The following is a 14,447-nucleotide window of genomic DNA, read 5'->3' as shown; positions in this document are numbered from 1 at the left end:
CTTTTCTTACTCTCCTATATCCTGGCCATCACCAGCCAAGCGGTTCATTTCCAACCACTTCATATGTTTTTCCTTTTAAACGATGCTTATGTGTTGGCCGCTTCTCATCTGGACTATAGACGACACCTCCGTATGGGATGGGTACAGAATCGAGATAGGCTGAATAGGTGACTTCCTCGATCTCGTGATAATGTGTTCCATCCACTCTTGGAATTGCAGGTCCTGTAATTCCATAGTACCTGTGGAAATGCCCTCTTTCAAAGGAGGTGATCCCGCGATAAAAATGAGTATGCCGGTCGGTACTGCTTCCATTTACAGGCTGAGAAATACCTTCTATTAAATGATAATGCCCCTCTGTTACATCCGTACGTGCTTTATATGCATGAGCATGCGGCGGACACTTTGCCCAATCAGATGGATACAGGCCCATTTCTAACATTCCTCCTTATATTAGGCGTTCACCCAAACATATGTAGGCAATCGGAATACACTGATGTCAGTTACAGTGATTTTATGAGAAAGGAGCCTTTTATTATGAATTATTTTGACACACCTCCATTTATTCAAGAAGACATGAGAAGACCTTTTGGCTTCGGATTTGGACGTCCTGGTTTTGGGTTTGGGAGACCCGGATTTGGATTTGGACGCCCTGGTTTTGGGTTTGGGAGACCTGGATTCTTTGGACCTCCATTTTTAGGTGGTTTTGCTGGAGGCTTGCTTGCTGGATCTCTGCTTGCGCCAGGATATGGTTATGGATACCCTTACCCGCCTCCATACCCGCCGTACGGACCATACCCTTGGTATTAAATATGACGTTTAAGTGAAAACATCCGTTCATAAAATGAATCGATTGACACACTCTTTTTTCATGGGTTAACATTTACTTTACCGACTGTTCAGTAAAGTAGGTGTTTTTTTTATGCCTAAAACCACAAAAGAGCCATTTTGATGCAGCTGCCCGTATGATATTAAAAGAAGGAGTAAGACATCTCACCCTTCAGCAGATGGCAGAGCATGCAGGTTTTCAGAAATATTTCAGCTTGAACCGCTGAAAAGAGAGGATAAAAACCCTTTTACTTCATCGGATTTTATACCTATTAGAGGAGGGATGATCATGATCCTCGGTTATCTTTTTTTGGCAGTGGCCATTTTTTCTGAAGCCATTGGCGCCGCGATGTTAAAATTATCTAATGGTTTTACACGCTGGAAGCCAAGCGCTGTCGTTGTGGCTGGCTATTCACTTGCTTTTTATATGCTGTCATTGACACTGAACATTATTCCACTTAGCATGTCTTATGCAACATGGTCTGGGGTTGGTACGGTCCTCACGGCTATTTTTGGCGTGCTCTTTTTCAAAGAAACCTTGAACCAAAAAGCAGTCATTGGGATGGCGATGCTTGTCTCAGGGGTCGTACTATTAAATATGTCATAAAGGATGTGAGAGAGCATGAAAGGAATGCTCTACTTAACAGGAGCCATTTTAACTGAGGTTTTTGGCAGTACAATGCTGAAGCTTTCTCAAGGCTTTTCGCAGCTGCTGCCGAGTATCGGGGTACTGATCGGATTTGGATGCGCCTTTACTTTCCTCAGTTTAGCACTTAAAACCATTGAGCTCTCATCTGCCTATGCAACATGGTCTGGTGTTGGAACAGCTCTCACTGCTCTTGTAGGACTTTTCCTGTTTAACGAAACAATCAGCACGAAAGGCTTCATTGGCCTTGCACTTGTCATCTGCGGCGTGATTGTCTTAAATCAGTCCAAGAAGCAAAAGAACGAAACCAAAGCACAACTCGATCAAACCGAATGGACGTCATAAAAAAAGTCATTTTCTCCATATTTCAAGAGAAAATGACTTTTTTGTTTTAACGGCCGGCTTGAATGGTTTCTTCTAAGGAAATGTTCACATTACCCTGAACAGCTCTTGAGATCATACATGAGCTTTCGGCTTTATGCGCAAGCTTTCGGGCCAGCTCAATATCTTGTGCGGAAGCGGTCTCTTTGAGGATGATAACAGGTCGATGAATGATTTCCTCATAAGTAAACACACCATTTGTCACATCTACGACAGCTTCAGAGCTCATCGATAGATCCTCTTTCTCTAATTGACTCCGCTCCATCATGGCTGCAAGTGTAATGATATAACACGTAGCGGCTGCACCTAAGAGCATCTCATCTGGATTGGTTCCAATACCTGGACCGTCCATTTCCTTTGGAATCGAAATCTTTGTTTTTAATTGTTCACATGCGATTGTACCCACATCGTTACGCAGACCAGGCCAGCTTGCCTGAAGATGAAAATGATGACGCGTCATATCCGTCTCTCCTTTTGTTATCACTGTTCATAGTGTAACAAGAATTCCCCTGCTTGTCTTAACATGTGCACGGTCCTTATGTATATTCTTCATCAAGCACTGTGCGAATTGCCCTGACATAACGATAGAACGCCTCGTTTTTTGTACTCGACCGCCTTCGAAAGTCGAAACTGTCAAATAAAGCTTCACGCTGACTTCTGCTAATCTCAAGCTGCACACTTTGCCCTGTTTTTGTAAGATTATTAATATTATGATTGCTTGTCCCGCTCAGGGTTGCGTGTGCGACAGCTAGTTCAGCAGAAAACCCGTTCCGCTCTAATGAGCTCACAATTTTCTCTGCACGGTCGTAATCTGTTCCGCCGACGAGAGTATGGTCAATTCCTTCCTCGCCTTTGTATCCATGCACTGCTAACACGTAATCATGTGCTTTTGCCTGCGCGACGCCGATTGGCTCATCAAAGTTTGTACTTGTAATATGAAGTTCTGATGCATTCTCTCTTAGACCTTCAAATAAATACGTCGAAAAATCGTTGTCAAAAAAATGGACAATCTCGCTCACGCCGCCTTCAATCCTCCCGCCATGAGGTGACATCACAAGAAGGCGGCTGCCGGGCACTGGGTTAGCTGTAATGTTGTAGCTGCTTGTTGATTCGTTTTCTTCCAGTTCTTTAAAATTTCGATAAATATCATTTGAACCGCTTTCGTCTTCCCCACCTGATGACACTGGCTCATCATGTTCCTGTGCTTGCATGGTATAATAAACGCCCCATCCGATCGCAAGCAGGAGAAGCAAAGCAAAAAACTTCTTCATTCCCGTTCTCCTTTAACAGATTTCTAAGCCGTTTCTATGATTTATATTGAATCATCATTTCTTATTCATTTTTTCCACATTTTCTCTTCACGTTTGATCATAACACTCTAGATCATGAGATTCCTCAAAAATAAGATAATTGCATTTATATACACAGAAACGCCTCTCCTCTTTGAAAACAGAGTTAGAATAGTATGACAAAGAAATGACGTTATGTTTAATATGACCTAGTCCTATCCAGTCTGTTTTCTTTAATTCGGCTTTTTTTGATAAGGATTTGATTTTTTCCATCTGTCACGCATCACATTTATATGAGCATTGACCCTGTCTACACCCCTCCTTTTTCTGCAAAATCCTTTGATTCGCTGGTTCTCTTAGAAGAACTCTCCCACCTATCATCGGCAGATTCTACATGATTTCCACCTTTTTCTATTATTTTACAAAATGTAAGCGCTTTTCTTTTTTGGAAGGCATAAGCAAGCCGCCAATATGAAGTAAAGAAGGGACAAGAATCCGAACCAAGCAGTTCTCAATCACATAACGTAAGAGTGTACGAGAATGGATAGCTGGAATGGAGGGCATCACATGTTTGGATTTTCTATGGTGCAAATGGTCAGAACACATGCTAGTAAACTAGATCAGCCTTTAAGAGAGACCGTTCTTCACCTTTATAAACCTTTTAAATGGACGCCATGCTTTCTTCATCGTTTTTTCGAAGGCAGACTGAAGAAGAAAAAGAAGCTTCGTGTGATCATTGAATTTAAGGAAGGTGCAGCCGAGGCAGGAATTCAAAGCACGAAACAATTAATGAAAAAAAGCAGAAAAACAAATATAAAACGACATTTTTCACATATCGACTGCTGCGCTGCTGATTTAACGCCTGCTGCTTTAGAGGAGCTATTAGCAAACGGTGAGCATATTCGTAAAATTTATTTAGACCGGAAAGTACATGCGCTGCTGGACGTAGCCACACAAGCAAGTCATGCTGAAGAAGTCATCCGAAACGGGACAACTTTAACCGGTGAAGGCATTACGGTCGCTGTCATTGACACGGGAATTTATCCGCATGAAGATTTAGATGGAAGAATTCGTGATTTTGTGGATTTAGTCAAACAAAAAACAAAGCCTTATGATGATAATGGCCACGGTACACACTGCGCGGGAGATGTCGCGGGAGATGGATCCGCTTCAGACGGCCTATACAAAGGACCTGCCCCAAAAGCGAATCTGATTGGTGTGAAAGTGTTAAATAAACAAGGGGCTGGATCACTTTCTACTATTATAGAAGGTGTTGAATGGTGCATGCAGTTCAACCAAGACCACCCTGATGATCCGATTCATATTATCAGCATGTCGCTAGGCGGAGCTGCGCAGCGTTATGATGACGAACAGGACGATCCAATGGTGCGTGCTGTCAATGCGGCTTGGGATCAAGGGATTGTTGTATGCGTCGCTGCCGGTAACTCTGGTCCTAACAGCCAGACGATTGCAAGCCCTGCTGTCAGCCAAAAAGTCATTACGGTCGGAGCCTATGATGACAGGAATACACCTGAATCAAGTGACGATATCGTAGCACCGTTTTCAAGCAGAGGGCCTACTGTTTACGGGGAAGCAAAGCCTGATATCCTCGCACCAGGAGTAAACATCGTTTCTCTCAGATCACCAAGATCCTTTCTGGATAAACTCGACAAATCAAGCAGAGTAGACGATGATTATACAACGTTATCTGGCACATCGATGGCAACACCAATTTGTGCTGGTATTTGCGCTCTACTATTAGAGCATTCACCAGATTTAACGCCAGATGAAGTCAAAACCCTGTTAAAAGAAAATACAAGCAAGTGGTCTGGAGATGATCCGATGATTTATGGAGCAGGTGCAATTGACGCAGAAAAAGCAATCAAAGAATAAAGAAAAAAGCCCTTTACGTTTATGCGTAAAGGGTGTTGTTTGTCTCATTTTTAAGTGTGAAGTCTTTCATCTACTTGAGCAGCTGACATGTTATGCTTCGTTCTCATACATCTCATCTCCTTTTTGAATGTGCGTACGCGCTTCGATCACAATCTCAAAAAAAGTGGAGGATTCCTTGTACATGTCGCGTTCCTTATAATAATTAGCCGCATCAAGTGCTAATTCCTCTAAATCAGCAAACATTTTTTTATTTCTCAGACCAAAAAGGGCCGACCTCAATTGCTCACAACCGTCTTTCTCTATATAGAGCGCCTGTAAAAATTGAAATTTTAACTGATAAATTTCATCTTCCAATACACAAGCCTCTTTCATTCCTGTAGATATGGCCTCGCCCGCCCGCTGAATATCTCCGAGTTTAAAACAAGTAAGGGCAAGTGAAAACAACGATTTGATCATCGTGGATGCTTGATCTTTCTGATAAAGTGAAATGGCTTGTTCAAAAAAGACAGTCGCTGTATGGTACGTTCCCATACTATAATGACAAGTGCCTAGGTTATTAAGAGCCATTGCTTTAAAGTAAGATGTGCATTCTTTTTGTTCCATCGCTTCACAGACTTTTAACGCTTTTTCTAAATAAGGAAGCGCTTTTTGATACTGATTGACATCAATCCAATTACCTGCCATGACAAAATCACATTGAATGCTTCTTTTTCCATAAAGCTGATGTTTCTTATAGATGTCTCTCGCCTTTTTAGCATAGTGCATGGAGAAATAAGTTTGTTTCATATGATAGTATACTTCTGCGATTTTATAGTAGAATTCTGCTTTTTCAATCTCATCTGTCACTAAAATCAGTTGATGTTCCGCATGCTTGTAATATGAAATGGCCTCGATATACCGGCGCTGGATAAACGCATACATTCCATGAAAAAAATGAAAATAATAGCCTAGTAAGCCTGTCATCTCATCTTCTGCATCGTCAATTTCTTTAGGAAAGGACACTGCTTGAAGCGTTTCATTCCCCGCATGGACGGGCGCTAAGTGCTGAAGCATCATTTGATGGCGAAAATCCATTAGGGAATAATATAGGAGTAAATCTTGATCCTCTTCCATATCATGAATTTCTTCTTCAACAAGGCGCTTCATGCCGTTTGCCTGTTCAACTTCAAATTTGCAAATATGCGTGTACCATTGATTGATCTTTACACCTACTTCGGAAGATGGTATTTTGTGTGCCATCCACTTCAGCCCCATTCTATCATATCAAACTGATAACTATTATTTTACATAATTTATGTTTTTAAGGCAAATTGTAAGTTATTACATATTTTATGTTCAAATCGCATATTCCTATCTTTTTTACCAAGTTTAAATAGAGTACTTTTGCCCATCAAAACTTTTTTTACGAAGACGGGTCGAATTCTCTTAGTACTTCTTTTAACGCATTGATATAACGTCTGAATGCTTTTTTCTTTCCTTTTCTCGTATCAAAATTGTCAAAAAAAGCTTCTCTTTGCGCTGTACTAATTTCTAGTTGAACACTTTCACCACTTGCATTTTGATTATTTATATTTTTAGGATCTGTACCAGAAAGCCGTTCGCCTTTTTGTACCATTTCTGCGGAAAATCCTCGATCTTTTAGTTCTCGCACAACCGCTCTTTGCATTTTTTCATTTGTGCCGCCAACGAGCGTGTGTCTTTTATCACTTTTATAGCCGTGGATGGAAATTGAAAAAGGATACGTTTTAATCATTTGAACCAAAACGGGTTCATCAAAATTAGTACTCGTGATATGCAGGTCCCGGTTATTGTCTTGCTTTGTACCTTCGAACAAATACGTAGAGTAGCTTTCTTGAAAGGCTTCTACAATTTCACTTGTTCCTGGTTCAATCTCTCCTCCATGAGGAGAAAATACGAGTAAATCACTTCCGCCCTTTTCGTGAAATTCTATCTCGTACCCTTCTTTTTCATGTCGTATGAGCTGTTTAAAGCTTTCGTATTGATCACCTTGTTTTCGCTCTTTTTGATACTTTTCTACCTCTTGATAATGCTTCTTTTGCTCTTTTTTTTCTTGAACAGAATGGCTGCATTTCACCATTAAAAGAGTACACAGAATAAGAAAGATGAATCCACTTATTAGTAACCTTTTCATTTCACCGCTCCTTTTTTCTCTTAGGTGTCATCTTACCGCAATATTTTACTATCAATGGCTTAAAAAATTCAAAGGTTGTCCGGCTCATTTAAATGAATCAGGAAAACTTACCTGTTTTTAATGTCATCTAGGTATATCAGAGGTCTTTGAATTTTTGTTGTCCGCGTAAAAACTAAATCGTATGACCTCATTTCAATATTAGTTAAAACCACCTACAAAAATGCCAATATTACTCTTTTTTTCAAAACAAAAAAGCTGTAAACAAAGGAGTCTCCTCTTCTGTTTACAGCTAGTCTCTGTATATCATCATTACATTCTTAATTCATTCTCTAAAACTGTCATCACTTCATCTTGCGACAGTCCCTGCGCAAGTGAAATCTCACTCACTAACATGCCTCTTGCATCTTCAAGCATCTTCTTTTCACTTGAATTTAATGCTTTCTTCTGATTTCGTCTCATCAGATCTTTAACAACGTCTGCACCATCTTCGATCGCACCTGTTTTTAGCTTTTTCAGATTTTCATCATATCTTTGCTTCCAAGTAAGCGTGTCGTCGTTTGTTTCTTCTGCAAAATTGTTCATCACAACTTTCAGCGTTGCTTGATCTGCTACCGGACGTATACCTAGTTGATTGATTCTGCCTTTTGGGACCATCATCTGCATATTCGGCATTTGAATCAGAAAATATTCCTGCGTCTTACCTAAAATCTCTTTTTCTTCCATTCCTTCAATCACACCGGCTCCATGCATTGGATAAACAATTTTATCACCTATTTGAAACAAATCCGCCACCTCCGAAAGTATTCACAATATCATTATAACACATTTCATCAGAGGATAAAAATTTATATTTTATCATGTTATTTTAGCACTAGTCAATTCTTTTTATTTGAGTTTTTTTAGAAAAAGCCTTTTTTATAAAAGAAGTGAGAGCATCCAGTCCTCATGACTCTTTCTTGCATATACTAGCATTGAGTCACATTTAGGAGGGATGACAATGTGCAAATGCAAGTGCAAACATTCCCACTCAAACTGTCATAAAAAGCATGACGATCATCACCACGAGGATCCATGTAAAGAAAAAAAGTTTTGTCATAAAAAAGATAAATGGTTTGAGAGCGATTTTTGGGATACCTCTCGAAGCTACGATCCCTGTTATTTTCCTAAAAGTGTCTGCAGCAGATGTAAAAAGCGTCGTAGAAGAAGACATCGCTACGAAATTTAAGGCTTGACGCTTTACCTGCTTTTCTTTTTCCCGGCTGAAAAGCCGGTTTTTTTCTTTCATATGGATAGGCTCATGAAGCAAATCTGTCTCATAGGATATGGCAACCTGACATAAAGGATGAGATATACATGAACGATATGAACAGCCAAATGAATCATTATCACCAAGAAAATCCCTATCACACATTTGAAAATGTGTATACAGCCAATCATGAGCATATGATTGCGCCAAACATGCATGATCATATGAATATGCCAAACCATTATCATAGCGGCAAAAAAGATATGTATAATGCGCACCATCCACATCATCATTCACCCTATTCAACGTTTCCCAATCAGCATGATTACTTTTCAAAGCATGTTCCAATGAAGGATCACCATCATCTAGGCCATTATGGTGGATATGGGATGATGCCGCACCATCCATACGGTTATCAAGATATGCATATGATGATGCCAACAAGCCAGCAAATGCCTGGCCATTTTTACGGAATGAATCAACCAAATGCGCTATTCCCCCGCTATTACTAAAGAATGACAAAATAAGGGTATAATATACCATTTAATACCATATGGTAATATGGTAACATTATAGGTAAATAATGGGTGTAATCATCTATTATTTACCTATATTCAACAAGGGGGAAGGAAAAAATGAAAAAAACATGGACGATTCTTATGATGGGGATGCTCACATTGGTTATGGCGCTGTCAGTACCACTTTCTGCATCTGCTGAAGGAGCCGAAAGCAAAGCATCAACAAATGTAAAGCCAGCTGCTCTTTACGCTAAAATTACAGGAGCTAGTAAGCAGGAATGGTCTTATTCTGACATTGAGCTGACGTACAGCCCAAATTCAGTTCTAAGTCTTGGTGCGGTTGAGTTCACTCTGCCAAAGGGTTTTCAAGCAACAACTAAAGACATTATGAACGGTAAAGCATTAAAAGACAGCTACATTTTGAACAACGGACAAACCGTTCGTATTCCGCTCAGACTGGATTTACTTGGAATTTCCAAATATACATTAAAGCTTTCACATAAAGTACTTCCTGCTGCAGGTACATATACGTTCCGCGCAGAAAATCGAGCAATCAGCATTGGTTCCAAATTTTATGCAGAAGATACGATTGATATTAATACACGACCAGTTGTGGTCACACCGCCAGATCCTTGCGGATGCTAAAGAAAAAAGCGCTCTGTTAAGAGCGCTTCAGATTGTTGACAAAGGGCTAAAATGATCTTAATTTTAGCCCTTTGTCTTTTTTTCAGCGTGATAGAAAACCTTTGCAGTCTAGGAAGGACGAGCATCGGAGCGGAGCGAATTTGACATTCGTGAGCACCGAAGCGCAGGACTGACAACGAATGCGAGGGTTTGTCTACACGCTGAGCGCTCTGTTAAGAGCGCTTTTTTTATATCACATCACCCGTTTAAACATTTTCTCCATTTCATAAGTGGAGTGATGAATAATGATCGGCCGGCCGTGCGGACAGGTGAATGGATCCTTCGTTGTCCGGAGTTCATCTAATAAGGCTTTGATTTCATCATGACGCAAATGACGATTTGCTTTGATTGAGCCTTTGCAGCTCATCATAATCGCCGCTTCTTCTCTCAGTTTCTTGATATCAACACGCTTTTCATCAAGCACTTGCTCTATAATCTCTTCGATCAGTTCAGCCTCTTCACCTTTCGGAAACCACTGTGGATGCGAACGAACGATGTAGCTTCCTGAACCAAAGGGCTCTAAGAAGACACCCACTTTCGCTAGAATATCCTTATGCTCTTCAATGATCAGCATATCGTTTTTAGAGTAGTGAAATGTTAAGGGGACGAGCATTTCTTGCACTTCCTGTTCGATCTCTCCCACCTTCTCACGATAATACTCATACTTGATTCGCTCTTGAGCTGCATGCTGGTCAATGATATAAAGTCCTCGTTCATTTTGAGCTAAAATATATGTGCCGTGCATTTGCCCAATTGGATACATCACAGGGACGCGTTCGTTTTCAGGCATCGTCTCTGTCACATCTTCATATAGTACCGTCTCTTCATCTTCAAATGAAGCGGCGGATTCCTCTAAATGAATACGCTCAGATGATACTTCTTCATAAGATACTGGTGATGATGCTTCTGTCTTCTCTTGTTTAGGCATCCCATATGCATCGGTATAACTTGTCTCGTATATGACCGACTCGTGCGGATCCGGCTGATAGGTTAGCGGTGTTTCTGGTTGGCTTTGGTTTCCTTGTTTCGCATCAAAGGTTAAGGATTGTTGCTCATTTTTCACAGCTGGTATTGGTGCTTTTTTTGGTACTGAGGCACTTGGAATGAGCTGCTGCTTTTGAAATACTTCCTTAATTCCTTGTTTAATCAGCTCATGAAGTTCCTGTTCTTTACTTAGTCTCACTTCAAGCTTCGAAGGATGAACGTTCACATCTACTAAAATTGGATCCATCTTCATCTCAATAAATGTAATTGGATGACGACCAATCGGAAGCAGTGTGTGATATCCTTCATGGATCGCTTTCACGAGCGGAAAATGTTTGACATATCGGCCGTTTACAACAGAAGACATATAATTCCGTGATGCCCTCGTCACTTCTGGTAAGGAAATATACCCTTTCACTTCAAAATCAAGTGATTGTACGTGGAGCGGCAGCATTTTTTTCGCCACGGCTGTCCCGTAAATGGCCGCAAGTACATGACGCACATCTCCGTTTCCATTCGTTTGGAGGAGAACTTTCCCTTGATGACGCAAACGGATCGATACTTCGGGATGAGCTAGCGCAATTCGGTTGACCACATCCGATATATTACCAAGCTCCGTATGAACGGTTTTCATATATTTCAGGCGAGCTGGCGTATTGTAAAATAAGTTGGTGACCACAATCTCAGTGCCGCGGCGGCCAGAGGTTTTTTTCTCTGAAATAATCTTCCCGCCTTGCAAAGCTAGGTGTGTCCCAGCTCCTTCGCCAGTACTTGTTTTCATTTCTAAATGAGAGACAGATGCAATACTTGGCAGTGCCTCTCCCCTGAATCCAAGGGTTCTGACACGGAACAGATCATTTTCGTCTTTGATTTTGCTCGTTGCATGACGCTGGAAGGCGAGCTTACAATCTTCAGCATCGATTCCAACACCATTATCAATAATCCTTATAGAAGAAAGACCTGCTTCTTCTACATCGATTTCAATCACTGTACTTTTTGCATCGATCGCATTTTCCACAAGCTCCTTTACAACAGAAGCTGGGCGCTCGACCACTTCACCTGCAGCAATTTTATTGGATAGGTCATCGGATAACTGAATAATCTTTGCCATTTCTGCTCACCTCACCTTACATTATAATTTCTTTTGCAATTCATACAGCTTTGTCATAGCTTCAAGCGGCGTCATATCCATTAGGTTGTATGATTTTAATTCATCGATGACCGCTTGATCTTTCTGTTTTAGAGCAGCTTTTGGCTGCGGTTTTTCTTCTACTTCAAAGAAAGATAGCTGCTGTTTTTCTTCAGTCTTTTCTACTTTTGGTGCTGGAGATACGTTCGGGGTCACGTCATGTGATCCGCTCTCAAGCTCCGTTAAAATGGTCTGGGCTCTATTGATGATGGCATCAGGCAATTCAGCTAGCTGCGCTACATGAATACCATAGCTTTTATCAGCTGCACCTTCTTTGATTTGATGTAAGAAAACGACTGTGCCTTCATGCTCTTCAGCTCGCACATGAACATTTTTCAGCTCGCTTAATTGAGATTCAAGAACCGTCAGCTCATGGTAATGTGTAGAGAATAGGGTTTTGGCCCCAATATGATCATGAACAAATTCAATGATCGCCTGCGCAAGCGCCATTCCATCATAGGTGCTTGTCCCACGTCCAATTTCATCGAATAAAATCAAGCTGTTTTTCGTTGCGTGCACCATCGCATTTTTTGCTTCGAGCATCTCTACCATAAAAGTACTTTGACCAGAAATCAAATCATCTGCTGCACCAATACGGGTAAAGATTTGATCGAAGATTGGTATCGTCGCCTTTGACGCAGGCACAAAGCAGCCAATCTGCGCAAGAATCGAGATGAGAGCCATTTGTCTCATATACGTACTTTTCCCTGACATATTCGGTCCAGTGATGAGTAAGGTTTGTCTGCCTTTTCCCATATGGCAGTCATTCGGTACATATTCCTGGTGATCCAGCACTTTTTCAACGACAGGGTGACGGCCATCTTTGACATCCACGTCATCCTCTGAGAATTCCGGACGGATATAACGGCGCTTTTCACTAACAGTCGCAAAGCATTGAAGCGCATCCAGCTCACTCATTTGTTTTGCGAGCAGCTGTAATCTAGGAATATAGCCTTTTACTTGCTCCCTGAGAGCTGTAAATAGTTCATATTCCAATTCGTTAATATTTGATTCTGCTTCAAGAATCAGTGCTTCTTTTTCTTTTAATTCAGGTGTGATATACCGCTCTGCATTGGCAAGCGTTTGTTTTCTTTCATAACGCCCTTCCTCAAGCAGATGTGTATTTGCACGTGTCACTTCGATATAATAACCAAACACTTTATTAAACCCGACTTTTAATGAGCGAATGCCGGTATATTCTCTTTCCTGCTGTTCGAGACGTGCAATCCAGTCCTTTCCGTTTCGGCTGGCATCACGGTATTCATCTAATTTTGCATTGTAGCCATCTTTAATCAAATTGCCTTCTTTTATCGTCATCGGCGGATTTTCATAAAGTGCATCTTCTAATAATTCCAGCAAGTCGCCACAAGGATCAATCTCATTCGCTCTTGATTTTGCCATTTCTTCTGGTAATGAATGAACGAGTTGTTTAATATCCGGTACTTGTTTTAAGGATTCCTTGAGCTGGATGAGATCACGGGCATTCACGTTGCCAAATGCCACGCGGCCCGCTAGACGCTCAAGATCATATACTTGCTTTAATCGTTCGCGCAGATCCTCGCGCTCAAAGAAATGATCCATCAGAATTTGCACCATTTCCTGGCGCTCGTTAATTTGCGAAAGACGAATGAGCGGCCGGTCGATCCATTGCTTGAGCAGTCTGCCGCCCATCGCTGTTTTTGTTTCATCTAACAGCCATAATAAAGAGCCTTTTTTGCTTTTTGAACGAATCGTTTCTGTTAATTCAAGGTTTCGTTTTGAGTAAAGATCAATTTTCATCGTTTGTTCAAGCTCAAACACTTGAACTTGCTGAAGGTGATCCAAGCTTCTTTTTTGCGTTCTTCTTAAGTAGGCATATAGTGTTAAAAATGCCGTTTTTAACTTGTCGTCAAGATGGGAAACGAGCTGTTCAGCTTCCTCTAATAGTTCATCACTATCTTCATATGAAATAGTTGCTTGGCAGCGTTCTTTAAGGGTTTTGATTGTTTCCTCATCCAGCTGCTTTGACACCACAATTTCTTTTGCACCAACAGAATAAATTTCTGATACGACTTCATCTAATCGATCGATGAAAGCCGCCATGTTTTCACCTGTTGATAAATCTGACAGCGCAAGACCGTATCCATTTTGAAAGCTGGTAACAGACGCAATGAAGTTGTTCTCGTTTTCACTTAAACCTTTACCATCCATAACGGTACCTGGTGTAATCAGTTGAACAACTTCCCTTTTGACTACACCTTTTGCCGTTTTAGGGTCTTCCACCTGCTCACAAATGGCGACCTTGTAGCCTTTTGAAATCAACTGTTCTATGTATGCAGAAGCAGAATGATATGGAACGCCGCACATTGGAATTGTGCCGCCGTCTCTGCTTGTTAGCGTAATTTCTAGTTCTTGCGCCGCTTCTTTCGCATCATCAAAAAACATCTCATAAAAATCGCCTAAGCGAAAAAATAAAAAGGCATCTTGATAATCTGCCTTGATCTTTAAATATTGCTGTATCATGGGCGTATAACTTGCCATATTTCTAATCCCTCACTATATTACTTTCGAATTCATACCATCTTCAATTATAGCATAAAAAATCACCTTTTTTCTCCTAGAACAGGCACAAAAAAACTAGGGGGATATGCGCCCTAGTCA

15 protein-coding genes are annotated in these 14,447 nt (G+C 40.9%); 6 read left to right on the top strand and 9 right to left on the bottom strand.

The features are described 5' to 3' along the window. Positions 1–28: 28 nt before the first annotated feature. Positions 29–430, bottom strand: a complete 402-nt coding sequence (locus C9414_RS12100) for a YmaF family protein (protein WP_034623557.1) — start codon at positions 428–430, stop codon at positions 29–31. Positions 431–534: 104 nt separating this feature from the next. Between C9414_RS12100 and C9414_RS12095 the strand changes: the two genes are divergently transcribed. The 3 genes from C9414_RS12095 (at position 535) to erbB (ending at position 1,816) form a co-directional block, all read left to right on the top strand. Then, positions 535–807, top strand: coding sequence for a hypothetical protein (locus C9414_RS12095; protein ID WP_047203904.1), 273 nt, complete (start codon positions 535–537; stop codon positions 805–807). Between the two features lie 307 nt (positions 808–1,114). Further along, complete coding sequence (gene erbA, locus C9414_RS12090; protein WP_039178769.1) at positions 1,115–1,432, top strand: SMR family multidrug efflux transporter EbrA; 318 nt, start codon at positions 1,115–1,117, stop codon at positions 1,430–1,432. Positions 1,433–1,447: 15 nt separating this feature from the next. Then, positions 1,448–1,816, top strand: a complete 369-nt coding sequence (erbB, locus tag C9414_RS12085; protein ID WP_058837646.1) for an SMR family multidrug efflux transporter EbrB — start codon at positions 1,448–1,450, stop codon at positions 1,814–1,816. Between the two features lie 46 nt (positions 1,817–1,862). Here the strand turns inward: erbB and C9414_RS12080 are convergent, their stop codons facing one another. Together C9414_RS12080 and C9414_RS12075 are read right to left on the bottom strand one after the other, a co-directional pair. Next, positions 1,863–2,312, bottom strand: coding sequence for an OsmC family protein (locus C9414_RS12080; RefSeq protein ID WP_039178763.1), 450 nt, complete (start codon positions 2,310–2,312; stop codon positions 1,863–1,865). Between the two features lie 76 nt (positions 2,313–2,388). Further along, positions 2,389–3,123, bottom strand: a complete 735-nt coding sequence (locus C9414_RS12075) for a poly-gamma-glutamate hydrolase family protein (protein ID WP_047203902.1) — start codon at positions 3,121–3,123, stop codon at positions 2,389–2,391. 585 nt (positions 3,124–3,708) lie between these two features. Between C9414_RS12075 and C9414_RS12070 the strand changes: the two genes are divergently transcribed. Then, on the top strand, positions 3,709–5,034 hold the full coding sequence (locus C9414_RS12070; RefSeq protein ID WP_064498491.1) for a S8 family peptidase: 1,326 nt from the start codon (positions 3,709–3,711) through the stop codon (positions 5,032–5,034). Positions 5,035–5,124: 90 nt separating this feature from the next. Here C9414_RS12070 and C9414_RS12065 read toward each other — a convergent pair whose 3' ends face one another. The 4 genes from C9414_RS12065 to C9414_RS20240 all read right to left on the bottom strand — a co-directional run bounded on the left by C9414_RS12065 (position 5,125) and on the right by C9414_RS20240 (position 8,471). Beyond that, positions 5,125–6,273, bottom strand: coding sequence for a Rap family tetratricopeptide repeat protein (locus C9414_RS12065; RefSeq protein WP_107163711.1), 1,149 nt, complete (start codon positions 6,271–6,273; stop codon positions 5,125–5,127). 163 nt (positions 6,274–6,436) lie between these two features. Continuing rightward, complete coding sequence (locus C9414_RS12060) at positions 6,437–7,186, bottom strand: poly-gamma-glutamate hydrolase family protein (RefSeq protein WP_047203899.1); 750 nt, start codon at positions 7,184–7,186, stop codon at positions 6,437–6,439. Positions 7,187–7,495: 309 nt separating this feature from the next. Then, positions 7,496–7,969 (bottom strand): CarD family transcriptional regulator, encoded by a 474-nt coding sequence (locus tag C9414_RS12055; protein WP_047203898.1) that lies wholly within the window; start codon positions 7,967–7,969, stop codon positions 7,496–7,498. A 244-nt stretch (positions 7,970–8,213) separates the two neighbouring features. Beyond that, positions 8,214–8,471 carry a hypothetical protein gene (locus C9414_RS20240; RefSeq protein ID WP_047203897.1) on the bottom strand — a complete coding sequence of 86 codons (258 nt, stop codon included), beginning with the start codon at positions 8,469–8,471 and terminating at the stop codon, positions 8,214–8,216. A gap of 68 nt (positions 8,472–8,539) precedes the next feature. On the opposite strand from C9414_RS20240, the gene C9414_RS12045 reads away from it, so the two are divergent. Together C9414_RS12045 and bslA are read left to right on the top strand one after the other, a co-directional pair. Next, positions 8,540–8,944, top strand: coding sequence for a hypothetical protein (locus tag C9414_RS12045; protein ID WP_107163710.1), 405 nt, complete (start codon positions 8,540–8,542; stop codon positions 8,942–8,944). Between the two features lie 123 nt (positions 8,945–9,067). Continuing rightward, complete coding sequence (gene bslA, locus C9414_RS12040) at positions 9,068–9,595, top strand: biofilm surface layer hydrophobin BslA (protein WP_107163709.1); 528 nt, start codon at positions 9,068–9,070, stop codon at positions 9,593–9,595. A 232-nt stretch (positions 9,596–9,827) separates the two neighbouring features. On the opposite strand, the gene mutL is transcribed toward bslA, so the two are convergent. Further along, positions 9,828–11,729, bottom strand: coding sequence for a DNA mismatch repair endonuclease MutL (gene mutL / locus C9414_RS12035; RefSeq protein ID WP_047202218.1), 1,902 nt, complete (start codon positions 11,727–11,729; stop codon positions 9,828–9,830). Positions 11,730–11,750: 21 nt separating this feature from the next. After that, positions 11,751–14,327, bottom strand: coding sequence for a DNA mismatch repair protein MutS (gene mutS, locus C9414_RS12030; protein WP_107163708.1), 2,577 nt, complete (start codon positions 14,325–14,327; stop codon positions 11,751–11,753). Positions 14,328–14,447 lie beyond the last annotated feature (120 nt).

Origin of the sequence: Bacillus sp. Nf3 (assembly GCF_003028545.1) — a bacterium.
GTDB lineage: Bacteria > Bacillota > Bacilli > Bacillales > Bacillaceae > Bacillus > Bacillus safensis.
This window is presented reverse-complemented; position numbering and strand designations above follow the sequence as displayed.